The following is a 24,076-nucleotide window of genomic DNA, read 5'->3' as shown; positions in this document are numbered from 1 at the left end:
AGCGAACAGCCCCGCCCCCACCACCCCCAGCCTCACGGAGGTGCCCCATGGGCACGAGCCGCACGAGCCGCCTCTTCCGTTTCCGTACGAGACGTACCACCCCTCTCCTCGCCGGGCTCGCCGCCGCGGGCCTGTGCGCCGCGCTGCTGAGCCCCGCCGAGGCGCGGGGCGACGTCCCCCCGGCCCCCGGCTGGACCCTGCAGTGGAGCGACGACTTCAACGGCCCCGCCCGCTCGCTGCCCTCGGCCGCGAACTGGCAGATCGACACCGGCCACAACTACCCCGGCGGCCCCGCGAACTGGGGCACGGGCGAGATCCAGAACTACACCTCGTCCCCCGACAACCTGAGTCTGGACGGCAACGGCAATCTGCGCATCACCCCGCTGCGGGACGGCGCGGGCAACTGGACCTCGGCCCGGATCGAGACCAAGCGCGCCGACTTCAAGGCCCCGGCGGGCGGCACCCTCGCCATCGAGGGCCGCATCCAGATGCCGAACGTCACCGGCGAGCAGGCCCTCGGCTACTGGCCCGCGTTCTGGGCGCTCGGCGCGCCCTACCGGGGCAACTACTGGAACTGGCCGGGCATCGGCGAGTTCGACGTCATGGAGAACGTCAACGGCGTCAACTCGGTGTGGGGCGTGCTGCACTGCGGCGTGAACCCCGGCGGCCCGTGCAACGAGACCAACGGCATCGGCGCGAGCCGCGCCTGCCCGGGCGCCTCGTGCCAGTCGGCCTTCCACACGTACCGCTTCGAGTGGGACCGCTCGGCGAGCCCCAACGTCCTGCGCTGGTACGTCGACGGGCAGCTGTACCACAGCGTCGACCAGAACCGGGTGGGCGCCGAGGCGTGGAACAACATGACGAACCACGCGGGCTACTTCATCCTCCTGAACGTGGCGATGGGCGGCGCGTTCCCCGACGGCGTAGCGGGCCGTGCGACGCCGGTGGCGGCCACCGTGCCGGGCCGTGCGATGGCCGTGGACTATGTGGCGGTGTGGACGCGCGGCGGCGGGGGCGGCGATCCCGGTACGCCCGCCACCCTGCATCTGCGCCCGGGCGGCACCCTCGGCCAGTCGACGGGCGCCGCGGCGGCCACGACCCTCGCGTCGGCGGGCGGCGCCAACCACGACGGCGCCCCGCACAGTCCGCAGACGTTCACGGCCACCGGCGTGAACGGCGCCTACGGCGGCGGGGCCACGGAGTTCGACCTGCTCGTCGACGCGGGCTCGGCGGTCGCCAACGGCCAGCAGGTGCGGGTGAGTTACGACCGGACGGGCGACGGATCGTGGGAACGCACCGAGACGTATCAGTACTTCGCCACCGATCCGGTACCGGGCTATGAGCACTACACCCAGTCCAAAGGGCTCAAATCAGCCACCGGCGCGCACGGCGCCATGACGAACGGCACCGTGCGCGTCGAGGTGTGGAACGCGATCGGCAACGCGGCGAGCACGGTCGGGACCGGCAACCAGTCGTTCGTGCGGATCCCGTACGCGTAGCCCGACCGGTCGCCCCGGCCGCCGTCAGGCGGCGTCGAGGGCCTCGGTGATCTTGCGGTCCATGTCGACCAGGACCGGGCTCGGCTGCCCCTTGGTGGCCCGGGCCGCGGTCTCGACGGCGACGAGGACGGCCGTGCGGTAGTTGTCGGCCTCGGCCTGGTCCTGCTTCTTGAGCAGGGCCATGGCCGCCGTCAGGTTCGGCAGCACGCGGTCGGCCAGGTCGGCCACGGACCTGCCGCTGAGGTCGCTGTCCTTGGGGTACTCGGCGAGGACGTGTCCGACCACGCCGGTCGCGGCGGTCAGGGCGACGGAGCCCTCGGCGGCGACCTTGCCGGGCTTGCCGGTGGCGTCGGCGGCGGCCATCAGCGCGACGGCGCCGTACGCGGCGGTGCGGAGGGTGGACTTGTCCTGGTCGGTGAGGGTGACGGACATGGTGGTGTGCTCCTTCGAGTCTGTACGAGAGTTGTCTGGACGAGAGATGTCTGAACGAGAGTTGTCTGAACGAGAGTTATCTGAACGCGTGCGTGCTGAACGCGGGTTCTCGCGTACGGCTCCGGGCCGGGGTCAGTCCTCGATCGCCTGGTAGACCGTGGTCCAGAAGTCGTGGATCAGCCGCGCCGGGTGGGGCGTGGTCAGGCCGACCTGGGTCAGCAGGATCCCGGTGAGGCCCGTGTGCGGGTCGGCGTACGTGGAGGTGCCGGTGCCGCCGTCCCAGCCGAACTGGCCGACGGGCGCGTAGTCGCCGCGGTAGGTCCGCACCGCCATGCCGAAGCCCCAGCCGCCCTGCTGGCCCTGGCCGAACGACACCTGGACGCTGTCGCGGGCCAGGGTGGTGCGGGCCTTCTCCTGCTCGGGCGTGAGGCAGTTGGTGGTCATCAGCTCGACGGCGGGCCGGGACAGGATCCGCTCGCCGCCGTGCGTGCCGCCGTTGAGCAGCATCCGGAAGAACGCGTGGTAGTCGTCGGCGGTGGAGACGAGGCCGCCGCCGCCCGCCTGGAACGGCGGGGGTGAGCTGTACTGCCCGCCGGCGGCCTCGTCCCAGACGGTGAACGTGCCGGACTCCGGGTCGGGGGCGTAGCTGGGCGGCAGCCGGTCGAGCTTGTCGGCGGGGACGTGGAAGCCGGTGTCCTTCATGCCCAGCGGGTCGAGGACGCGCTCGCGCAGGAACGTCTCGAACGGCTTCCCCGTGACGCGGGCGACGAGCACGCCGAGGACGTCGTGGCTGAGGTGGTACTGCCAGCGCTCGCCGGGCTGCCGCATCAGGGGCAGTTCGCCGAGGGCGCGCATCCACGCGTCGGGGCCGGGCAGCGGCGACGCGCCCTGACTGAACACGCCGCTCTCGAAGACCGCGTTCATGATCGGGGTGCCGAGCGCCGTCAGGTCGATGCCGAGGCCGAACGTGGAGGTGACCAGGTCCCGGACGGTGATCGGGCGGCGCGCGGGCTCGGTGTCGTCCAGCGGGCCGTCGATCCGCTTCAGGACCCGGCGGTCGGCGAGCTCGGGCAGCCACTCGTCGACCGGGTCGTCCAGGCGCAGCCTGCACTCGTCGAGCAGGACCATGACCGGTGCCATCGCGACCGGCTTGGACGTGGACGCCATCCGGAAGATCGTGTCCCGGGCCATCGGCGCGCCGCCCTCGTGGCGCAGGGTGCCGACCGTCTCGACGTGCGTCTCGTCGCCCCGGGAGACCAGGGCGACGAGCCCGGGGATCCGGCCGGACTCGACGTGCCGTGCCAGTACCCCGCGCAGCCGGTCGAGCCCTGCCTCGGTGAAGCCGTTGCCCTTGCCCATCACGAACCCCCTTGCGTACCGTCTCCTGCGTTCAGCAATCACTGAACGAGCACGAAGCTACATTGCATTCACCGATCCGTCAAAGGTCAATGCGGCTCGACTATCCGTAATACCTAGGGATACTCATGCGCACATTGCAATGGGGCTGGAGCCGAACGCAATGGACGGCGCGTGCCGTGATTGCAATGGGCTGTGAATGAACGCATACTTCGCAGGTGCGGGCGCCGAGCCACGCGCGGGGCGACAGACCGGAGGGGACCACCGATGCCCGGAGGCAGACTGACCACCGAGGAGCGCCGACTCATCGCCGCGGGCCTCGCGGAGGGGCTCGGATACACGGAGATCGGCCGCCGTCTGGAGCGGCCCGCCTCGACGATCATGCGGGAGGTCGCCCGCAACGGCGGCCCCGAGAACTATGGGGCGGACCGGGCGCAGGAGGCCACCCGGCACCGCGCGCGCCGCCAGAAACAGGATCCGCCGCCGGCGCCGCCGCTGCCCGAGAGCAGCCACGGGCGCGACCCGCAGGCGGTCCAGGACTTCACGGACTCCTTCACCGAACTCCTGGTGCAGCAGGGGCTTCCCCGGATGATGTCCCGGGTCCTCGCCTGTCTGCTGGTCGCCGACTCCGGCGCGCTCACCGCCGCCGAGCTGGTCCAGCGGCTGCGCGTCAGCCCGGCGTCCGTCTCGCACGCGGTCACCTTCCTGGAGGAGCAGGGGATGATCACGCGGGACCGGGCTCCCGGGGCGCGCCGGGAACGCTACGTCGTCGACGACGAGATCTGGGTCCGGTCCACGCTGGCGGCGTTCCAGATGAACGACGTGCTAGCGGCCGCGTCGCAGCGCGGCACGGAGGTGCTCGGCCCCGGAACCCCGGCGGGGGACCGCTTCGGGTCGTCGGCCGAGTTCCTGCTGCTCGTGAACGAGGCGCTGGGGAAGGTCATGGACGAGTGGCGGCGGAAACAGGCCGCCGCGCGGGCCGGGGCACCGGGCGACTGAGACCCGCGCGAACGCGGCCGAGCCGCCGGGCGACTGAGACCCGCGGGAACACGGCCGGGGCCCGCCCGGCGGGTCCGCGCCACCGCGCCGACCCGCCGGACAGGCCCCGGCCTCGCCCGAACCGGCCTCAGCCCACAGGCTCCTTGACCGCCTCCCGGTCCCCCGCGGGCGCGGCCTCCGCGGGCTGTCGCTTCTCCTGCCCCTTCCTGGGGAGCAGGAAGCCCACGATCACCGTGCCGACGCCGAGGACCACCGCCCCGATCAGGCTGGTGTGCGCCACCGCGTCCGAGAACGCCGAGCCCACCGCGTGCTTCATCTGCTCGGCGCCCTGGGCGAGTTCGCCCGCCTGGGCCTTCAGTTCGGCGGCCTTCTGGGGCGTGGTGCCGGGCGCCGCGGCCTGCTCGGCGAGCTTGCGGGCCTGGCCGCCGATGGCCTGGGCGACGCCGCCGCCCGCGCCCACGGAGTCCTGCGCCTGGTCGAGGGCGGACGCCGGGAGCTTGCTGCCCTTGGTCTCGTCGGCGAGGCCGTCGGCGTAGGAGCCGGCGAGCACGGAGCCGAGGACGGCGATGCCGAGGGAGCCGCCGAGTTCGAGCGAGGTGTCGTTGACGGCGCCGCCGACGCCGAGTTCGGACTCGGGGAAGGCGCCCATGATGGCGTCCGTGCAGGGCGAGACGGCGAAGCCGAGGGACACGCCGAGGATGATCAGCGAGGGCACGAAGTCGCCGTAGGTGGAGCCCGCGTCGGTGGCGGTGAGCAGCGCGAGGGCGGTGGTGCCGCCGACCATGCCCGCAGTGACCATGACCTTCGCGCCGAGGCGCGGGGTGAGGAAGCCGGTCAGGGCCGTGCCGACGAACACCGCTCCGGCCAGCGGCAACATGCGGACGCCGGTCTCCAGCGGGTCGTACCGGAGGACGAACTGGAGGTGCTGGGTGAGGTAGTAGAACGCGCCGAAGACGGCCACGAAGAACAGGGCGACGGCGAGGTTGGCGCCGGAGAAGCCGCGCTCGGTGAACTTCCGTACGTCGAGGACGGGTCGCGGGTGCCGCAGCTCCCAGACGATGAACAGGACGAGGCCGACCGCGGCGATGACGGCGGCCGTCACCGCGCTCGCGCCCCAGCCGAAGCCAGGACCCTCAATGATCATGTAGACGAGCGCGCCGATCCAGACGACGGAGAGCAGCCCGCCCACGTAGTCGATGCGCCCGGTGTTCGCGGCCTTCGACGGCGGTACGAGGACGAAGGCGCCGACGATCGCGACGGCGGCGACCGGGATGTCGATGAGGAACGTCGAGGCCCAGCCGAAGTCCTCCAGGAGCGCGCCCGCGATGAGCGGTCCCGCGGCGATGGCGATGCCGGACGTGGCCGCCCACAGCGTGATCGCCTTGGCCCGCTCCTCGCGCGGGAACGTCGAGGCGAGCAGGGAGAGCGTCGCGGGCATGATCATGGCCGCGCCCACGCCCATCACCGCGCGGGCGACGATCACGGCGGTCGAGCTGTCCGCGAGGGCCCCGGCCCCGGCTCCCGCGCTCAGCACCACGAGCCCGAGGACGAGGGCGCCGCGGCGGCTGTACTTGTCGCCGATGGCGCCGAGCAGCAGCATCAGGGCGGCGTACGGGACGGTGTACGCGTCGATGACCCACTGCAGGTCGGAGCTGGACAGGTCCAGGTCGTGGGTCATGTCCGGGGCCGCGACCGTGAGCGCCGTGTTCGCCATGACGGCGATCAGCAGGCTCAGGCACAGCACACCCAGCGCCCACCAGCGGCGGGCGTAGGGCCGGTCCATCCGCTCGACCGGCTCCTTGATCAGCAAAGGCATCGGGTCCACCCCTCGCAAGAATGTCGCCAGCGCAGATCTTGCACAGCGCTGTGCAATTGCACGTCCTTGTGCAATGTACGCGATGAGCGACCGTGTTGCACATCGCTGTGCAACTACCTCCTTGGCGGCAGAATGAGCGCATGAGCCGTACGCAGCCGACGCCGTCCGCACCCCCTGCCGTGTCCGCCGCGCAGGCCCGCGCCGACGCCAACCGGCGCCGCATCCTGGACGTCGCCTTCGCCGAGCTGACCCGGGACCCGGACGCGTCCATGGACCAGATCGCCCGCGCCGCCGGTGTCGTACGGCGGACCGTGTACGGCCACTTCCCGAGCCGGGACGCCCTCGTCACCGCGATCCTCGACGAGGCCGTCGAGGCGGTCACCGCCGCGCACGCCGCCGGGTACGAAGGCGTGGACGACCCGCCGCGCGCGGTCGCCAGCGCGATGCTCGCCGTCTGGGACGTCACCGACCGCTACCGCCTGCTGATCTCCCTCGCGCAGCGCGCCATCGCCATGGAAGGCATCCGCGAACGCCTCGCCCCCGTGCACGAGCGCGGCACCGCGATGCTCCAACGGGGCCTGGACGAGGGCAGGTTCGTCTCCCCGATGCCCGCGAACGCCCTCGCCTACGTCGTGGAGAACATCATGTTCGCCCTGATGGAGACCGTGAACGACGGCCTCATGGCCCCGGAGGACGCCGGGCCCGCGGCGGCGGTCACGTTCCTCTGCTCGGCGGGGTTGCCCCCGGCGGAGGCGGAGGCACTGGTGGCCGAGGTGGCCGCCGAGCAGGCGCCGGGTGCGGGTACGGCGGGGCGGGCGTCCGAGCCGGGCGTCTGACTCCCCACCCACCCGCCCTCACCCCTTGCGGGGCAGCGTGGCGCGGACGGTCTTGCCCTGCCCGTCCCGCGGGAACCACTCCAGCTCGCGGACGAGCTGACGCACGACGACCAGCCCCCGACCACCCTCGCCGGATGCGGCGCCCCCGCCCTCGAACCCGGGGAACTCCCGCCTCGGGTCGGACACGTCGACGATCAGCCCGTCGTCCTCGGCGAGGGCGAGCCGCAGCCAGAGGTGGTGGCCGCTCACTTTGCCGTGCCGCGCGGCGTTGGCGACGAGCTCGGAGACGACGAGGACGGCGTCGTCGACGTCGCCCCGCCATCGCCACGCGTCGAGGCGGCGACGGGCGTGCTGACGGGCGAGGCGGGCGGAGGCGGGGGTGAGGGGGTAACCGGCGAACCAGTTTCGCGTGGGGAGCGCGGTGGGGTTGGTCATGCAACTACGTTCGCGGGCACCCTCGTTCGCTCACAATCGAACTTCCCTGAAATTTCAAGGACGGGGAAAGATGGACTATGCGCGAATCCGCACATGCGGCTGCGACAGCCGCACACGAGGTGTCACACTCCGTCCGCAGGGACAGGTGACACGCACAAGGGAACGCGGGCGGTGCACATGGCAGCCAAGCGTGGGCGGACCGGACAGAGGCTGGAACTCGGCCTCCAGTTGCGACAGTTGAGGGAGGAGTGCGGACTGACACGGAAGCAGGCGGTCCAAGGGCTGCGCATCTCCGAGGCATCGCTGCTGCGGATCGAGAACGGAGCCCTGAACTTCCGCAACGCAGGCGACCTACGGAAGGCGTTGACCAAGTACGGCGTTACGGACGAGGACGTCGTCGACTCGTTCGTCGCCCTCAACCGGGAGACATCCCGTCAGGACTGGCTGACGCAGTACCGAGGGCAGATGAAGCCCGGCATGCCGGCTTTCGTCGGCCTTGAACCAGAGGCCAAGAGCATGCGGATCTACCACCCCACGCTGGTCTACGGCCTGCTCCAGACACAGCGGTACGCGCAGGCCATCCACGACCTGAACAAGCCGGTGGAGGAGACCACGTCAGAGTTCATCCGCAGCGCCGTGGAAGTGCGCATGAGGCGCCAGGAATGCCTCACCCGGGAGAACCCGGTCGAGCTGCGCGCCATCCTCGGGGAGGCCGCTCTGCGCTACCCGGTCGGCGGGGCGGAGGTGATGCACGAGCAGTACGAGAAGCTGGCCAAGATGGCGTCCCTGGAACACATCACGCTCCAGGTACTGCCGTTCCAGAACGGCTACCGCTCGGTGAGCGACTTCGCGATCCTCGATTTCGGCGACCCGCTACCGGCCCGAGTCCAGATCGACAGCTGGAACGGAGCGCTCACGTCGGAAAAGCGCCGCGAAGTCGACCGGTTCACCCGTCGCTTCGACAGCATGGCGGCCTCCGCGGAGCCGCCCGAGCGCACGCAAGAATTCCTGGCCCAACTACAACGAGAGCTCTGACCCATGACCACGCACGCACACGCACTCGCCCCCGAGGGCGCCTGGTTCAAGTCGTCGTACAGCGACGGCGAAGGACTCAACTGCCTGGAGATCGCCGACCTCACCCCCCACCCCGCCGGAGGCGTAGGCATACGCGACTCCAAGATCCCCGACGGCCCCGCCGTCCTCCTCGGGCACCCCGCCTGGAGGGCCTTCCTGGCCTCAGTCGTCTAGTCCTGAGTGCGCGTACTCAGATCCCGTAATGACCGAAACGGATCGGGCACACGTCCGGGAAGCCGTACGGTACAAGTCGATCACTGCAACGTCGCACTGGCACACGCGCGTTGCCCGACCGCACGGGACCAGAACGGGGAAGAGTACGCATGGCGTGGGAGGAGTGGGAGCAGCTCAAGGCCGACGCGGCCGAGCAGCACACCGCACGAATGCAACTGAACCAGGCGGAGCCCGACTCGGGGGTCGACACCGGAGAACTGGTGTCGAACAAGAGGGCCTGGTCGAAGGCGGGCCATGACATCGGCTCGCTGCGCGAGGGCATCGGCAAGGCACTCGACCAGCTCTCCGAGGGCCAGAACGGCCTGGCAGCGGACACCGGCTGCCGGACCGCGGGCGCCCAGAAGGAGGTCCACGCCTCCTGGGAACGCTACGTGAAGGCCGTGAACCGCCGCTGCGGAGCGCTCGCGGGGCTCCTCGAGAAGGCCGGCAACGAGCAGTTGAAGACCGACGATTCGGTCAGGGCCGCGATCGGCAACCTGAAGATCGCGTACGGGGACACGCCCGCGATCGGCGGCCAGGGCAAGGGGCGGTAGCCGGACGTCATGGATCTCGCGACACTCAAAGCCCTCAAACCGAACGAGTACGCGGAGGCGGCCGACGGCTACCGCCGCACGTCGGACATGGCGCGGGCGGCCCACGACCGCATCGGAACGCAGATCGCCGCAGCGATGCGGAAGTCGCTGAAGGGCGAGGCCGCGTCGGCGGCGATCAAGCAACTGACGGAGCTGGGGAAGAACTTCCACTACGTCCAGACCGAGTGCGGCCTCGTCGGTTCGGCGCTCGACGCGTTCTCGTACGAGATGGAAGCGGCCAAGAAGAAGCTCGACGCGGCGTTGGCGGACGCCAGGGCCGGGGGCCTGACCGTGCACGCGGACGGCTCGGTCAGCTATCCGCCGGGCGGCGACAAGGACAAGGACGGCAAGACACCGGAGGGCGGCAAGGCCGGCGGCCTGACGGATGAGACCGCCTCAGCCGTCGGCCGCCAGGCGGCCGACTTCAACCCCAACCCCAAGGCCCGCCTCGCCCAGGACTGCGCGGACGCCATCGCCACGGCCCTCAAGGAAGCGACGGAGGCCGACGCGAAGTGGGCTCCGAAGGTGCGCGCGCTCAAGGCCGACGACGACCTGACGGTCAGCGCCAGGGACTGGGCCGACGCCGGTTCGGACACCCGGGGCGTGAACGCGGCGGGCAAGGAGTACCTCGACTCGATGCCGCAACCGCCCAAGAACGGCGACCCGAAGGCGAACGCCGAGTGGTGGAAGGGCCTCGACTCCGACGAACGGTCGGCGTGGGTCGCCATGCGCCCGGACTCCGTCGGCGCGCTCGACGGACTGCCGTCCACGGTCCGCGACGAGGCGAACCGGATGGTCCTCGCGGAGGCCCGCGGCTCGGCGCAGGGCGAGTACGACACGTGGCTGAGGAAGCATCCGGAGCCCGCTCGGTACACGGAATTCACCAACCCCCAGACCGGGGAGGTGAACAAGAAGGTCGAGAACCCGGAGTGGTGGAAGTGGGACAAGGCGCGCAAGGAAGCCCATAAGTCCATCGACGGCATGGACGCGATCCAGACCCGCTTCGACTCGACCGGCACAAAGGGGATGCCCGAAGCGTACTTGCTGGGATTCAGTACCGAAGGGGACGGTCGCGCGATCATCGCCAACGGGAACCCTGACACGGCGGATCACCAATCCGCCTACGTGCCGGGAACGAAAGCATCGCTCGGGAACATCGAGGGTGACATCAATCGTGGGGTCAAAGTCTGGCGCGTGGCCGATGACCAAGCTGATGGAAGATCTGTCTCCACCATCACCTGGCTCGGGTACGACGCCCCTGACACCGTCGAGAAGGACGCTCCCTTCGAGCACTACGCCTATGACGGGGCACCGGCGTTCAACCGCTTCCTGGACGGCCTTGAGGCAGCACACACCGGCGATACGGCACCGCACCGCAGTGTGATCGGGCATTCATATGGATCGACTCTGATCGGCGCGGCGGCCGAGACCGGGGACCTCAACGCCGACGACGTCATGTTCGCAGGCAGTCCCGGCGTCAAGGTGTCGGGCGCCGACGAGATGGACGTGCCGAAGGGGCATGTGTGGAACGAGGAGGCCGAGGGGGATGTGGTCCCGGACCTCGGCCGGTACGGACACGGTGGGGACATGTTCATCATCCCGAGCGACGAAGGATTCGGCGCCAACCAGATGGCCACGGACACCCAAGGCCACAGCGGCTATTGGGACGAGGGCTCGACGAGCCTGCTGAATCAAGCCCGGGTGGTGGCGGGGAAGGGCGATGACGTGGAACTGGTGCCGGAGCCGGAAGGGCCGCCCGAGGAATTGATGAACGCGAAGTAGGAGAAGACCCTGCCATGAAGACCAGGACACATGCGTCCATGCTTGCCCTGCCCCTCGTGCTCACGACCCTGACCGGATGCGGAATGACCGACAAAAAGAACGACGACGTCCCCTCGGCGGGCACGAGCACCTCGACCGCCGCCGCCGACGCGATGGAGAAGACTTCCAGCGGCATATACGACCTGATCGGCGTCAAGGGGCGGGCATCAGACAGCCAGCCAGGGGTCATGGAATGCGCGGACAAGGACGCGAAGACGCACTTTCGCATCTTCCATCCGTGGAGCTTCTACCCCGCGTCGGCAAGCGACCTCGACCGGGCAATGGAGCGACTCAAGTCGGAACTCCCGAAGCACGGGTGGAAGATCGTCAAGTACGGGCCGGACACGAGCAGGAACAAGAACCTCAAGCTGGTCGCCGACAACGACGAGAAGAAGGCCAGCGTGGACATCGTGAAGATGGCCAAGAACGACCCGCCGAAGCTGAGTCTCACCTTGGTGTCAGGCTGCTACCGCGTACCGGACGGACAGAAGGTGAAGCACTTCTGACGCCGAGTGCACGGACGGCCGAGGGGCCGGGCCTCCGCCGATGAATGCCGCGCCCCGACCGTTCACCCGCGGTACTCCACCAGCACCGGACTCTCCCCGTACACCACCCGCTCCCCCGCCCGCACCCGCCGCACCCCGCCGTCCATCCGCCGCAGCCGATGAGCCCCCTTGTCCAACTCGGCTTCCGCACGCCCCCGTTGGGTCCAGCGGACCGCCAGGCGCGGGCCCGCGGGGTCGGGTTCACGGGTTCCGCCGGGACGGAAGACGCACTCGTGGACGCCGGGCGGGAGGCCGATGCCGGGGCCCTTGCCGCAGGAGGTGATCTGCTGGTCGGCGAGCCAGGCGTGGAGGCGGCCGATGCGGCGGCCCGGTTCCGCGGGCGGGCCGCCCACGGGCTGGACGACCAGGGGGATGTTCCTGCCGCCCCACGCGTAGAAGTACATCCTTTCGATGTAGGACTTACGGGCGTAGAGGCCGACCAGGTAGAAGCGCACGGCGTAGTCGTTGGCGCGGCGGGCGGAGAGGCGGGCGCCGTCGTCGATCTCCGCGCCCGGGCCGGTGTTCCACACCCGCCGGCCCACGTTGTGTCTGCGGAAGACGTCCTCCGCCTTCGCCGCGAGTTCGATGATCTCCTCGGGCGGCCCGTCGGCCCGGCGCGGGTGCAGCTTGAGCGCCGCGGTGTCGCAGAACTCGTACGCCCCGGTGCGCACGAACTTCGCGAGCAGTTCCCTGCCTTCGGGCTCCCACAGCTTGCCGAAGGAGGGGCACGCGAGTTTCGCGTCCGGGTCGACGCGCCGGATGATCCGTGCCGCCCCGCGCACCATCTTGGCCAGCGTGGCCATGCTCCCGGTGTAGTGGGACGTGGCCCCCACGCTGTCCCAGAGCTCGTACGCCGCGATCCGGGAGCGGTAGCGCGTGGCGACCTTCTCGACGAAGTGCTCCCAGTCGGCGAGATCGTCGGGGGGCGCGGCGCGCGAGTCCTCCGGGTACGCCGACTTCGGTCCTTCGGGAGCCGCCCAGCCCGGAGTGCCGCCGAAAACGAACAGGACGGGCAGGCGCTTGCGTTCGGCGCCCCGCACCGTGCGCTCCAGGATCTTCCAGTCGAACTTCCCGCGCTCCGGCTCGACCTGGGCCCAGCGGGTCTCGCTCTCCCACAACCGGACCCCGCTGACGGCGAAGTCCGGCATGAGGCCGGTGTCGGTGTTCATCGTGACGCCGAAGAACTCGGGGTCGATCGGCTTGGGCGCGAGGGCCCAGTAGGGGCCGTCGATCCGCTGGCCGGAGGAGCGGTCGACCGTGCCGCCGCCGCTGTCCCCTGGGCCACCGTTCCCCGTGCCGCCGCTCGCCGTGGCGCCCCCGCCTTCGCCGCCCGGGTCCGGCCGCCCGTCGAAGGTCACGACGCTCACCACGGCGACGGCCACGACCATGGCGAGCAGGAGGGTGCGTAAGCGCCGCGGGGGGAGGGGGATCGGCCGCCGCCGGGTGGTCCGTGCGGCGGGCTCCACTGCGGTCGACGCGGCGGGCGGTCCGGCGGGCGGTCCGGCAGGCGGTTCGCCGGGTGAGCCGGCCTCCCCCGACGCGGCCTCCCCCGACGCCGCCTCCGCCCGCGCCCACGCCCCGTACAGCCGGTCGAGCTCCCCCTGCCCCGCCCCGCACACCCGCGCGATCCGCTCGACCGTGCCGAAGCTCGCGGGCACGGTCAGGCCCTGGCAGTAGCGGTGCACCGAGGAGCGGCTCAGGCCCGTGCGGCTCGCGAGAGCCGTGTAGCTGCGGCCGCTGCGCTCCTTCAACTCCTGGAGAAGATCGGCCAGTTCGTGAGTCTCGCTCATGGGCTCGCCCCCGGTGTCCGTCCCACAGCGGCAGAACATAGCAGGCAGGGCGGATTCGGGCGTCCCACCGTCCCAGCGGGACGCGTCCTGCTTGCCGACGGCACGCGTCGTCGAGATCGTCGTCCCTGTCGCCGTTCGGGGGATCGGCGACCGCTCGACACCATCGGGGGAACACACCGTGCTGCGCGTCCACTTCACCGCCACCGACCTCGTCCGCACCCGGGTCTCCGACGGGGCCGATCCGCTCTGGGAGACCGTCCTCAGCCTGCACCGGCTCCAGGACCGGCATCCCGATCCGGCCCTGCCCGTCCGTCGCCGTTCAGGGCACGGCGACGGGCGGGGTCCGCTCGGGATGCTCCTGCCGCTCGTACCGCGACGCGGCTACTTCCCGGACTTCCTCACCCCACCCGCCGCCGCGGCCGGGGTCGAACCCGGCCTGGAGGCGCTGATGTCCACGCCCCGCACCCGGCTGCGCGCCGAGCTGACCGTCCTCGCCGACCGCAACCCGCTGCCGTCCTGGACCCGCTCCCTGGCCGACGGCGAACCCGTCGCCCTGCGCCGGCTCGCCCGCGCCCTGCGCACCTACCACCACAGCGCGCTCGGCCCCGGCTGGCCCCGCGTCACCCGCCGCGCGAACACCGACCGCGCCCTGCGCCTGCACGCCCTGTGGCACGGCGGCGCGGAGGCGATGCTGCGGACGTACGGCCCGTCGATGCGGTGGCGGCCGCCGGTGCTCGAAGTCGCGTACCCGGTCGACCGGGACCTGCGTCTCGACGGGCGCGGGCTGCTCCTGGTGCCGTCCTGCTTCGCCCGCAGCCCGGTCGCCCTCGCGGACACCGCGCTGCCGCCGACGCTCGTCTACCCGGCCCGCCCGACCAAGGCGGACACCACCGAACCCGCGTACGAGGGCCTGGCGCCCCTGCTCGGCCACACCCGGGCCGCCGTCCTCCAGGCCCTGGGCGGCGACCCCACCACCACGGAACTGGCCCGCCGCGCCGGGGTCTCCCTCTCCTCGGCGAGCGAACACGCCGCCGTCCTGCGCGAGGCGGGCCTGCTCTCCAGCGTCCGCCAGAGCAACGCGGTGCGCCATGCGCTGACGCCTCTGGGTTCGGCGTTGCTGCGAGGGGACTCATCCAGCGTCGCCTGACGGTGCGGGCGGCGAGAGTATTGAGCCCGTCCGGCGATTGAGGACGAGGCCGAAGGCCGATCGGCCCCGGCCCCGTCCAAGAGTCACGCGAAGGTCAGACCTTGACGGCGGCCGCCTCGTCCTCAGCAGCCCGCCCCGCAGGGACCTCGCCCTCGACGTCAGAGGCGGGCTTCTTCTCCAGCGAAGGCCCCACGCCGTGGTCGTCGTCGTCCAGAAGCGTCCGCTCGTCGAACGGAAGCTTGCCGTCGAGGACGGCGGCAACCCGCTCCCGGTCGACCTCCTTCGTCCACGTACCGATCAACAACGTCGCCACCGCGTTGCCGGCGAAGTTCGTCAGCGCACGGGCCTCGCTCATGAACCGGTCGACGCCGATGATCAGGCCGACCCCGTCGACGAGCGCGGGCTTGTGCGACTGGAGGCCGCTGGCCAGGACCGCGATGCCCGAGCCCGAGACGCCCGCCGCGCCCTTGGACGCGATCATCATGAACAGGAGCAGCGAGATCTGCTCGCCGACGCCGAGCGGCTGGTCCATCGCGTCGGCGATGAACAGCGAGGCCATCGTCAGATAGATCATCGTGCCGTCGAGGTTGAAGGAGTACCCGGTGGGGACGGTGATGCCGACGACCGGGCGGCTCACGCCCAGGTGCTCCATCTTCGCGATGAGCCGCGGCAGCGCGGACTCGGACGAGGAGGTGGAGAGGATCAGCAGGAACTCGCGGCCCAGGTAGCGGAGCAGCTTGAAGAGGTTCACGCCGGTCGCCAGGCGCAGCAGCGTGCCGAGCACCACGAGGATGAACAGCGCACAGGTGACGTAGAAGCCGATCATGATGGTGGCGAGCGCCTTGAGCGCGTCCGTGCCGGTCTCGCCGATCACCGCGGCCATCGCGCCGAACGCGCCGAGGGGCGCCATCCACATGATCATGCCGAGGATGCGGAAGACCAGCTTCTGGATGTGCTGCACCCCGCGCAGGACCGGCTCGCCCGTCTTGCCCATGGCCTGCAGGGCGAAGCCGACGAGGAGGGCCACGAGGAGGGTCTGGAGGACCTCGCCCTCGGTGAAGGCGGAGACCATCGTCTTGGGGATGATGCCGAGCGCGAAGTCGACCAGGCCCTTGTCCGCCTCGTCGGCGGCGGTGTGGCCCGCCTTCTTGTCCGACGCGTCCAGGTCCATGCCGTCGCCGGGGTGCAGGATGTTGCCGACGATCAGGCCGATGGCGAGTGCGACCACGGACATCGCGACGAAGTAGGCGAGCGCGAGCCCGCCGACCTTGCCGACCTTCGCCGCCTGCCGGACCGAGCCCACGCCGAGAACGATCGTGCAGAAGATGATCGGCGAGATCATCATCTTGATCAGGTTCACGAAGCCCGTGCCGATCGGCTTGAGCTCCTTGGCGAAGTCCGGCGCGATGAAGCCGACGGCGATACCGATGAGTACGGCGCCGATGACGGCGATGTACAGGTAGTGGGTCCGGTCCCGTTTCGCGGGCGGTGCGCCCGTTCCGGCGGTGTCGGCCGCCGTCTGTCCCTCTGCCACGGGGTGCCTCCTTGGGCTACGTACGCTGCGTACGACTGGCGTCTGCGTCCTCGCTAGTCGTGCGGCTCACGTCCTGGCGATTCCGGGTGACTATCTCCCGGCCTGTGACGGCGGTCACGGTTACGTTCATTTAGTTCGCACATACACGTCCAGGCAGACTGGCCATATGCCCCAGGTCCCCCGACCCCCTCGCTCGGCCCGTTCGCCCCGCCGACCCCGCGGCCCGCGCAGCCTCGCCGGTCAGCTCTTCGCGATGCAGGTGGTCCTGGTGGCGGTCGTGGTCGCGGGCTGCGCCCTGTTCACGTACCTGAGCGACCGGCACCAGGCGGAGGAGGCCGCGCTCCGGCAGGCCACGGCGGCGGCCCGGGCGGTGGCGGACGCGCCCTCGGTGCGCGAGGCGATCCGCGGCGAGGACCCGTCCCGCACCCTTCAGCCGTACGCCGCCGACGTGCAGCGGCACACCGGCGTCGACTTCGTGACGATCATGGACCCGCGAGGCATCCGCTGGACCCACCCCGACCCCGACCGCATCGGCGAGCGCTTCCTCGGCCACACTTCGGAGGCCCTGCGCGGGCAGACCTTCACCGAGATCTACACCGGCACCCTCGGCCCGTCCGCCCGCGTCGTCACGCCCGTCCTCGACGGCGGCGACGAGCGGCGCGGCGAGAACGGCCGCATCGTCGGCCTGGTCAGCGCGGGCATCACCATCGACGCGATCAGCGAGAAGGCCCGCGGCCAGCTCCTCGCCCTGCTCGGCGTCGCGGTGGCCGCGCTCGCCCTCGGCGCCGTCGGCACGTACGTGATCAACGCCCGGCTGCGCCGCAGCACCCACGGCATGAACGCCGCCGAGCTGAGCCGCATGCACGACTACCACGAGGCCGCGCTGCACGCCGTCCGCGAGGGGCTGCTCATGCTCGACGGGCGGCGCCGCGTCGCCCTCATCAACGACGGCGCCCGCGAGCTGCTCGGCGCCCCCGAGGGCGTCGTCGGCCGGTACGTCACCGACCTCGGCCTTCCCGCGCCGCTCACCGGCGCGCTGCTCGACACCCGGCCGCGGGTGGACGAGGTGCATCTGACGGCCGACCGGGTGCTGGTCGTGAACACCTCGCCCGTCTCCGGCGGCGACCGCAAGGGCACCGTCGTGACCCTCCGCGACCACACCGAACTCCAGGCGCTCGCGGGCGAGTTGAGCTCCGAGCGCGGATTCACCCGGGCGCTGCGCTCGCAGGCCCACGAGGCCGCGAACCGGCTGCACACCGTGGTGTCCCTGATCGAGCTGGGCCGCGCCGACGAGGCCGTGGAGTTCGCCACCGCCGAGCTCGAGCTGGCCCAGGCCCTCACCGACCAGGTCGTCGCCGCCGTCAACGAACCCGTCCTCGCCGCCCTCCTCCTCGGCAAGGCCGCGCAGGCCAACGAGCACGGCGTGGAGCTGGTCGTCTCCGCCGACACCAGCGTCGACGACGGCATGCTCCCCACCGGCCTGCCGCCCCGCGACCTGGTCACCGTCCTCGGCAACCTCATCGACAACGCCGTCGACGCCGCCCAGGGCTCCCCCGCCGCCCGCGTCACGGTGACGGTCCGCGCGGAGTCCGGCGGCCTGCTCCTCCGGGTCACGGACACCGGCCCCGGCGTCGACCCCGCCCGACGCGAGTCGGTCTTCCAGCACGGCTGGAGCACCAAGGCCGCGTCAGGCCGCGGCCTCGGCCTCTCCCTGGTCCACCAGACGGTGACGCGGCACGGCGGCACGCTGACCTTGACGGAACCGGAGGGGGGCGGCGCGGAGTTCACGGCGAACCTGCCCCTGACGGCAAGGCCCGCCGACACGCGGAGCACGGCCGACGGCACGCCGAGAGCTGCCGCAACCGCTGTGGGCAATCGTCCCGCAGGGCGATGGGGGTCCCCCCTGCCCGAGCGAAGCCGAGAGCTTGGGGGAGGGCGGGCACAGCCCACGGCCGACGGCGCCCATAATGCAGGCGCCCACCCAGGCCCACGTACCGACGGAAAGGCCGACAGATGACCGACCCCGCCCCGATCCGGGTCCTGGTCGTCGAGGACGACCCCGTCGCGGCCGACGCCCACGTCCTCTACGTGAACCGCGTGCAGGGCTTCGAGGTGACCGCCACAGCCCACACCGCCGCCGAGGCCCGCAGAGCCCTCGACAAGACCCCCGTCGACCTCATCCTCCTCGACCTGAACCTCCCCGACGGCCACGGCCTGGCCCTCGCCCGCACCCTCCGCGCGGCGGGCCACCGCGCGGACGTCATCGCGGTGACGTCCGCCCGCGACCTGGCGGTGGTCCGCGAGGGCGTCTCCCTCGGCGTGGTCCAGTACGTCCTGAAACCCTTCACCTTCGCGACGCTGCGCGACCGCCTCACCCGCTACGCGGAATTCCGCACCGCCGCAGGCGAGGCGACGGGCCAGGACGAGGTCGACCGCGCCCTCGCGACGCTCCGCGCCCCCGCCCCCGCCGCCCTCCCGAAGGGCCTCAGCGGCCCCACCCTGGAGAAGGTGACCCGCACCCTCCAGGACGCGACCCCCGACGGCCTCACCGCAGCGGCCACCGCGGACACCACGGGCCTGTCCCGCATCACGGCCCGCCGCTACCTGGAGCACCTGGTGACGACGGGCCGCGCCGCCCGCAGCCCCCAGTACGGCCACGTGGGCCGCCCGGAGCTGATCTACCGCTGGCTCCCGCCGTCCTGACCACCGCCCCGCGGACCCCGTACGACGCCCCCGCCCTGCCGTCCTGATCAACGCCCGCGGGACCCCCAAACCCCCACCCCATAACAACGTTGTCACGTTACTGACAAGCGTCAACGCACAGCCCGCGCAACCCCGTTGCAAGGGCATTGACCTTGCTCCGAGCCCGCGCTTACGTTCACCGGCAGCAGCCCCGCGCGGCAGCGCCTCCGTGCCGTCGTGCGTGCCGCGTCGGACCGTAGGAGGTCGTGCCCGTGCGCCCCACCGCTCCCACCCCTCTGCTCCTGGCAGCCGTGCTCGCCGCCTCCACCCTGACCGCCTGCGGCGGCGGCTCCGGCGACGACCCGGACACCGTGAAGGTCTCGTACAAGCAGTCCATGGACAACAAGATCCGGGTGATGGACGACTACCTGGAGTCGATGAAGAAGCAGTTCGAGAAGGCGAACCCCGGCAAGAAGATCAAACTGGTGCCGATCAAGGCGCCGGACGCCGAGTACTACACGAAGGTGCAGCAGATGCTGCGCTCGCCGAAGACCGCCCCCGACCTGGTCTACGAGGACACCTTCCTCATCAACTCCGACATCACCAGCGGGTACTTGAAGCCGCTCGACCCCTATCTGGAGAAGTGGAAGGAGTGGCCGAAGTTCATCGACACGGCCAAGGCGGCGGCGAAGGCGGAGGACGGCAAGACGTACGGCGTGCCGGACGGCACGGACACCCGCGGCCTCTGGTTCGACAAGGACATCTTCGAGAAGGCGGGCCTGCCCGCGAACTGGCAGCCGAAGAACTGGGACGAGATCCTGGACGCGGCCCGCACCATCAAGGAGAAGGTGCCGGACGTCGTCCCGCTGAACGTCTACACCGGCAAGCCCGGCGGTGAGACCTCGTCCATGCAGGGCATGGAGATGCTCCTGTACGGCACGGGCGAGAACCCGCTGTACGACCCGAAGGCGAAGAAGTGGGTGGTGGGCGGCCAGGGCTTCAAGGACTCCCTGAAGTTCGTGGAGACCGTCTACAAGGAGAAGCTCGGCCCGGACGTCGAGGACGCCCTCGACCCGAACATGGCGACGCGGGTGCGCGGCGAGTTCCTGCCCAAGGGCAAGCTCGGCATCAACCTCGACGGCTCGTGGCTGCCGCAGGACTGGCTGCCGGGCTCGGGGCACGAATGGCCGGAGTGGTCCAAGGAGTTGGGGCTCGCGGCGATGCCCACGCAGCACGGGCAGGCGCCCGGCAAGGTGAGCATGTCCGGCGGCTGGACCTGGGCGATCCCGTCGAAGGCGTCCAACCCCGACCTCGCGTTCAAGTTCATCGAGACGATGCAGACCAAGGAGAACGCGAAGAAGTGGTACATCGCGAACTCCGGCATCTCGGTGCGCGAGGACGTCGCGAAGGACCCCGCGTACGTGAAGGCGCAGCCCGGCATCAAGTTCTTCACCGACCTGGTCGCGTCCACGCACTACCGCCCGGCGTTCCCGGCGTACCCGAAGGTGTCGACGGCGATGCAGGAGGCCATGGAGCAGGTCACGACGGGGGACGGCTCGGTGGACAAGGCGGCGGGCGGCTATGACGACGAGGTCGAGTCGGCGACCGACGGCAAGGTGATCGAGAAGTGACGGCTCCCCCGGGCCACCGGCGGCTCGCCCGCTCGCTGGCCCGGGCCCTGCCGGTGTCGCCCGCGGTCGTCCTGCTCCTGCTGTTCCTCGCGGGCCCGATCGGCTACTGCGCGTACATCGCCTTCACGGACCTCCAGCTCACCGGCCAGGCCCACGAGTCGTTCGTGGGCTTCGAGAACTTCCGGACGGCGTTCGGCGACGAGGACTTCATCAACGCGGTCTGGCTGACGCTGGTCTTCACGTTCCTGTCGTCGATCGTCGGCCAGAACACCCTGGGCCTGGCCCTCGCCGCCCTGATGCAGCGTGCGTCCAAGACGGTGCGCACGATCACCGGGGCCGTCGTCGTCACGGCCTGGGTGCTCCCCGAGGTCGTGGCGGGCTTCCTGCTCTACGCCTTCTTCCGCCGCGACGGCACCCTCAACGCCGTCCTTGACTTCCTCCAGCTGCCGTCCCAGAACTGGCTGTACACCCTGCCGATCCTCGCGGTGTCGTTCGCCAACGTCTGGCGCGGCACGGCCTTCTCGATGCTCGTGTACTCCGCCGCCCTCAACGAGATCCCCAAGGAGATCACCGAGGCCGCCGAGGTCGACGGCGCGAGCGGCTGGCGCCGGATGTGGCACATCACGCTCCCCATGATCCGCCGCTCCATCGGCACGAACCTGATGCTCAACACCCTCCAGACCCTGTCGGTCTTCGGCCTCATCTGGGTGATGACGCGCGGCGGCCCGGGCAACCGCAGCCAGACCCTCCCGCTGTTCATGTACGAGCAGGCCTTCCAGAAGAGCATGATCGGCTACGGCACCGCGGTGGCCCTGCTCCTGCTCCTGGTCGGATCCCTGTTCTCGCTCGTCTACATGCGCCTGCTGCGCACGGAGGTCTGAGGTGTCCGCACGCCGCACGAGAAGCCGCAGACTGGCCGCGGACATCGGCCTGTTGACGGTCGCCGCGACCTTCGCGGTGCCGCTCGCCTGGGTGGTCCTCTCCGCCCTCGACCCCAAGGCCGACGTGGGCATGAAGGCCCCCGACGGCATCACGCTCGACAACTTCGACGCGGTCCTCACCGACGAGATCACGTTCACGCCGATGCTCAACAGCCTGCTCCTGTGCGGCGGCGGCACCCTCCTGACGGTGGTGAGCGCGGCCCTGGCGGCGTACCCGCTCTCCCGCTACAAGTCCCGCCTGAACCGCCCGTTCATGCTCACGATCCTCTTCGCCACGAGCCTGCCCATCACCGCGATCATGGTTCCGGTGTACGCGCTGTTCGTCCGCGTCGACCTCATCGACACCATGCAGGGCACGATCTTCTTCTTCGCCGCGTCCCAACTCCCGTTCGCCATCTGGCTGATGAAGAACTTCATGGACGGCGTCCCCAAGGAGCTGGAGGAGGCCGCCTGGACGGACGGCGCGTCCCCCTTCCAGTCCCTGCTCCGCATCGTCCTGCCCCTGATGGGCCCGGGCGTGGCCGTCGTGACGGTCTTCTCCTTCGTCATGATGTGGGGCAACTTCTTCGTCCCCTTCATGCTGCTCCTGTCCCCCGACCAGATGCCGGCGGCGGTCAGCATCAACGACTTCTTCGGCTCCAAGGGCGCGATCATCTACGGCCAGCTGGCGGCGTTCTCCCTGATCTACTCGACGCCGGTGATCCTGCTGTACGTCCTGGTGGCGCGGCGCTTGGGCGGGGGGTTCGCCCTGGGGGGTGCGGTCAAGGGTTGATACCCGTACGAAAAGGGGCGCATGGAGTGCGTGGAGGGCGCCCACCCGCCGTACTTTCGTACGAGCCGCAGCCCTGTGTGAACAGACCGTAGTCGCCGCCCCCGTACGGCCATACCGTGTGCCCGTGCAACCGAGCCAGCCCACGCCGCCCTTCAACTTCCCCGCCGCGCGCCGCCTGCGGGAGGCTCTGGGCATGGCGCCGGGCCACGTCGCGTACGGCATGCGGGCCAGTTACGGCCTCGCGCATGTCACGCCGGACACCGTCATGGCGTGGGAGCGCGGGCTCGCCGCGCCGAACGCCGCCGAGCTGGCCGCGCTCGCGGCGACGCTGTGGTGCTCGCCGGGCGAGCTGATGGGCGCGGCCACGACGCTGCGGGAGCACCGCCTCGCCCGCGGCCTCGCCCCGGAGGACGTGGCACGCGGGGCGGGCGTGGAGATCCAGACGTATCTGCGCATGGAGGAGACCAACCAGTGGCGCGGCACGGACCGCCAGTCCGCGGCCCTCGCCCGCACGCTGCGGCTTCCGCTGCCCGACTTCGTCACGGTGACGGGCCGCGCCGACGACCTCGCGGAGCTGTTGCGCAGCGCGGTGACGACCCGCTGGCAGGGCTACGTCCGCCCGGTCAGCAAGCTGCTCGCCGTGGAGAAGCGCGACCTGGAGGGCCCGCTGCGCAAGCTCCACGAGGAGTACCAGTCCCGGATGGTGCGCACGCTCAGCTGGGGCGGCGGGGCGGGCGCGGACGCGTCGGGGCACGCGGGCCGCGACTTCCTGGACCGGATCCTGGACCACTTCTGGCCGCTGGTGCCCGACACGGCGGCCTGACGGCCTCCCGGGCCGTCCGTCGCGGCCTCCTAGAAGACCGACTCCGCCTCGTCCATGCGGTCCTTCGGGACCGTCTTCAGCTCGGTGACCGCCTCGGCGAGCGGCGCCATCACGATGTCCGTGCCGCGCAGCGCGGTCATGTGGCCGAAGTCCCCGCGGTGCACGGCCTCCACGGCGTGCCAGCCGAACCGGGTGGCGAGCACCCGGTCGTACGCCGTCGGCGTGCCCCCGCGCTGGACGTGGCCGAGGATGACCGGCTTGGCCTCCTTGCCGAGGCGGCTCTCCAGTTCGTAGGCGAGGGCCGTGCCGATGCCCTGGAAGCGCTCGTGGCCGAACTGGTCGATGGCGCCCTTGCCGTAGTTCATGGTGCCGTCGGCGGGGTGCGCGCCCTCGGCGACGCAGATCACGGCGAACTTCTTGCCGCGCGCGAACCGCTCCTCGACCATCTTGACCAGGTCGGCCGGGTCGAAGGGGCGCTCGGGCAGGCAGATGCCGTGGGCGCCGCCGGCCATGCCGGACTCCAGGGCGATCCAGCCGGCGTGGCGGCCCATGACCTCGACGACCATGACGCGCTGGTGGGACTCGGCGGTGGTCTTCAGGCGGTCCATCGCCTCGGTGGCGACGCCGACGGCGGTGTCGAAGCCGAAGGTGCGGTCCGTGGAGGAGATGTCGTTGTCGATGGTCTTCGGGACGCCCACGACGGGCACGCCCGCGTCCGACAGCATCTTCGCGGCCGTCAGGGTGCCCTCGCCGCCGATCGGGATGAGCGCGTCGAAGCCGCTCTTCTCGATGAGCTCCTTGGCGTTGTCGCAGGCGGCGCGGAAGCGGGCGCGCTCCAGGCGGGAGGAGCCGAGAATCGTTCCGCCGCGGGAGAGGATGCCGCTGACCGCGTTCAGGTCGAGGCTGCGGTAGCGGCCGTCCAGCAGGCCCGCGTATCCGTCCTCGAAGCCGATGACCTCGTCGCCGTAGTTCGTGACCGCTCGGTGCACGACCGACCGGATCACTGCGTTGAGGCCCGGGCAGTCGCCGCCCGCGGTGAGAATTCCGATACGCATCGCGCTGTGTCTCCTGCTCGCTGCTGGTACTTGTGAGCCGATCCGATTGTTCCACGGCCCCGGCGGGGCCGCCGCCCGTTGT

General features: G+C 70.9%; 22 protein-coding genes. 15 read left to right on the top strand and 7 right to left on the bottom strand.

The window, feature by feature from the left end:
* Positions 1–47 precede the first annotated feature (47 nt).
* The gene (locus AB6L24_RS32570; RefSeq protein ID WP_405661298.1) at positions 48–1,499 is read left to right on the top strand and encodes a glycoside hydrolase family 16 protein; all 1,452 of its coding nucleotides are present in this window, start codon (positions 48–50) and stop codon (positions 1,497–1,499) included.
* 24 nt (positions 1,500–1,523) lie between these two features.
* Here the strand turns inward: AB6L24_RS32570 and AB6L24_RS32565 are convergent, their stop codons facing one another.
* Together AB6L24_RS32565 and AB6L24_RS32560 are read right to left on the bottom strand one after the other, a co-directional pair.
* On the bottom strand, positions 1,524–1,931 hold the full coding sequence (locus tag AB6L24_RS32565; RefSeq protein WP_405661296.1) for a hypothetical protein: 408 nt from the start codon (positions 1,929–1,931) through the stop codon (positions 1,524–1,526).
* Positions 1,932–2,063: 132 nt separating this feature from the next.
* Positions 2,064–3,290, bottom strand: a complete 1,227-nt coding sequence (locus AB6L24_RS32560; RefSeq protein ID WP_405661293.1) for a serine hydrolase domain-containing protein — start codon at positions 3,288–3,290, stop codon at positions 2,064–2,066.
* Positions 3,291–3,554: 264 nt separating this feature from the next.
* Between AB6L24_RS32560 and AB6L24_RS32555 the strand changes: the two genes are divergently transcribed.
* Positions 3,555–4,286, top strand: coding sequence for a helix-turn-helix domain-containing protein (locus AB6L24_RS32555; RefSeq protein ID WP_405661291.1), 732 nt, complete (start codon positions 3,555–3,557; stop codon positions 4,284–4,286).
* Positions 4,287–4,413: 127 nt separating this feature from the next.
* Here the strand turns inward: AB6L24_RS32555 and AB6L24_RS32550 are convergent, their stop codons facing one another.
* Complete coding sequence (locus AB6L24_RS32550; protein WP_405661288.1) at positions 4,414–6,102, bottom strand: MFS transporter; 1,689 nt, start codon at positions 6,100–6,102, stop codon at positions 4,414–4,416.
* A 140-nt stretch (positions 6,103–6,242) separates the two neighbouring features.
* On the opposite strand from AB6L24_RS32550, the gene AB6L24_RS32545 reads away from it, so the two are divergent.
* Positions 6,243–6,938, top strand: coding sequence for a TetR/AcrR family transcriptional regulator (locus AB6L24_RS32545; RefSeq protein ID WP_405661286.1), 696 nt, complete (start codon positions 6,243–6,245; stop codon positions 6,936–6,938).
* Between the two features lie 18 nt (positions 6,939–6,956).
* Here AB6L24_RS32545 and AB6L24_RS32540 read toward each other — a convergent pair whose 3' ends face one another.
* Positions 6,957–7,373: an ATP-binding protein gene (locus tag AB6L24_RS32540; RefSeq protein ID WP_405661284.1), complete on the bottom strand. Its 417-nt coding sequence runs from the start codon at positions 7,371–7,373 to the stop codon at positions 6,957–6,959.
* Positions 7,374–7,550: 177 nt separating this feature from the next.
* Between AB6L24_RS32540 and AB6L24_RS32535 the strand changes: the two genes are divergently transcribed.
* From AB6L24_RS32535 to AB6L24_RS32515, 5 genes are all read left to right on the top strand, one after another.
* Positions 7,551–8,408 carry a helix-turn-helix domain-containing protein gene (locus AB6L24_RS32535; protein WP_405661281.1) on the top strand — a complete coding sequence of 286 codons (858 nt, stop codon included), beginning with the start codon at positions 7,551–7,553 and terminating at the stop codon, positions 8,406–8,408.
* Between the two features lie 3 nt (positions 8,409–8,411).
* Positions 8,412–8,621, top strand: coding sequence for a DUF397 domain-containing protein (locus tag AB6L24_RS32530; protein WP_405661279.1), 210 nt, complete (start codon positions 8,412–8,414; stop codon positions 8,619–8,621).
* A gap of 149 nt (positions 8,622–8,770) precedes the next feature.
* Entirely contained in the window at positions 8,771–9,214 is a 444-nt protein-coding gene (locus AB6L24_RS32525; RefSeq protein ID WP_405661277.1) for a hypothetical protein, read from the top strand.
* A gap of 9 nt (positions 9,215–9,223) precedes the next feature.
* Positions 9,224–11,035: an alpha/beta hydrolase gene (locus tag AB6L24_RS32520; protein ID WP_405661274.1), complete on the top strand. Its 1,812-nt coding sequence runs from the start codon at positions 9,224–9,226 to the stop codon at positions 11,033–11,035.
* Positions 11,036–11,049: 14 nt separating this feature from the next.
* Positions 11,050–11,580, top strand: coding sequence for a hypothetical protein (locus tag AB6L24_RS32515; protein WP_405661272.1), 531 nt, complete (start codon positions 11,050–11,052; stop codon positions 11,578–11,580).
* A gap of 62 nt (positions 11,581–11,642) precedes the next feature.
* Here the strand turns inward: AB6L24_RS32515 and AB6L24_RS32510 are convergent, their stop codons facing one another.
* A complete protein-coding gene (locus tag AB6L24_RS32510; protein WP_405661270.1) occupies positions 11,643–13,409 on the bottom strand; it encodes a helix-turn-helix domain-containing protein in 1,767 nt (588 codons plus the stop codon).
* A gap of 91 nt (positions 13,410–13,500) precedes the next feature.
* Between AB6L24_RS32510 and AB6L24_RS32505 the strand changes: the two genes are divergently transcribed.
* Positions 13,501–14,556 (top strand): ArsR/SmtB family transcription factor, encoded by a 1,056-nt coding sequence (locus AB6L24_RS32505; protein ID WP_405661268.1) that lies wholly within the window; start codon positions 13,501–13,503, stop codon positions 14,554–14,556.
* A gap of 94 nt (positions 14,557–14,650) precedes the next feature.
* On the opposite strand, the gene AB6L24_RS32500 is transcribed toward AB6L24_RS32505, so the two are convergent.
* On the bottom strand, positions 14,651–16,090 hold the full coding sequence (locus tag AB6L24_RS32500; protein ID WP_405661266.1) for a cation:dicarboxylate symporter family transporter: 1,440 nt from the start codon (positions 16,088–16,090) through the stop codon (positions 14,651–14,653).
* A 253-nt stretch (positions 16,091–16,343) separates the two neighbouring features.
* On the opposite strand from AB6L24_RS32500, the gene AB6L24_RS32495 reads away from it, so the two are divergent.
* From AB6L24_RS32495 to AB6L24_RS32470, 6 genes are all read left to right on the top strand, one after another.
* Complete coding sequence (locus AB6L24_RS32495; protein WP_405661264.1) at positions 16,344–18,107, top strand: ATP-binding protein; 1,764 nt, start codon at positions 16,344–16,346, stop codon at positions 18,105–18,107.
* Entirely contained in the window at positions 18,104–18,793 is a 690-nt protein-coding gene (locus AB6L24_RS32490) for a response regulator (protein ID WP_405661261.1), read from the top strand. Before AB6L24_RS32495 ends, AB6L24_RS32490 begins: the two co-directional genes overlap by 4 nt.
* 245 nt (positions 18,794–19,038) lie before the next feature.
* Entirely contained in the window at positions 19,039–20,403 is a 1,365-nt protein-coding gene (locus AB6L24_RS32485; protein ID WP_405661259.1) for an extracellular solute-binding protein, read from the top strand.
* The gene (locus AB6L24_RS32480) at positions 20,400–21,284 is read left to right on the top strand and encodes a carbohydrate ABC transporter permease (RefSeq protein WP_405661254.1); all 885 of its coding nucleotides are present in this window, start codon (positions 20,400–20,402) and stop codon (positions 21,282–21,284) included. Before AB6L24_RS32485 ends, AB6L24_RS32480 begins: the two co-directional genes overlap by 4 nt.
* Before the next feature lies 1 nt (position 21,285).
* Entirely contained in the window at positions 21,286–22,116 is an 831-nt protein-coding gene (locus AB6L24_RS32475; protein ID WP_405661251.1) for a carbohydrate ABC transporter permease, read from the top strand.
* Between the two features lie 193 nt (positions 22,117–22,309).
* Positions 22,310–22,939, top strand: coding sequence for a helix-turn-helix domain-containing protein (locus AB6L24_RS32470; RefSeq protein WP_405663490.1), 630 nt, complete (start codon positions 22,310–22,312; stop codon positions 22,937–22,939).
* 29 nt (positions 22,940–22,968) lie between these two features.
* On the opposite strand, the gene AB6L24_RS32465 is transcribed toward AB6L24_RS32470, so the two are convergent.
* Positions 22,969–23,994, bottom strand: a complete 1,026-nt coding sequence (locus AB6L24_RS32465) for an ATP-dependent 6-phosphofructokinase (RefSeq protein ID WP_380832021.1) — start codon at positions 23,992–23,994, stop codon at positions 22,969–22,971.
* Between the last annotated feature and the right edge of the window lie 82 nt (positions 23,995–24,076).

It is taken from the genome of Streptomyces sp. RK9 (assembly GCF_045070545.1).
GTDB lineage: Bacteria > Actinomycetota > Actinomycetes > Streptomycetales > Streptomycetaceae > Streptomyces > Streptomyces alboflavus.
The sequence above is the reverse complement of the archived record's forward strand: the minus strand, read 5'-3'. Positions and strand labels throughout refer to the sequence as shown.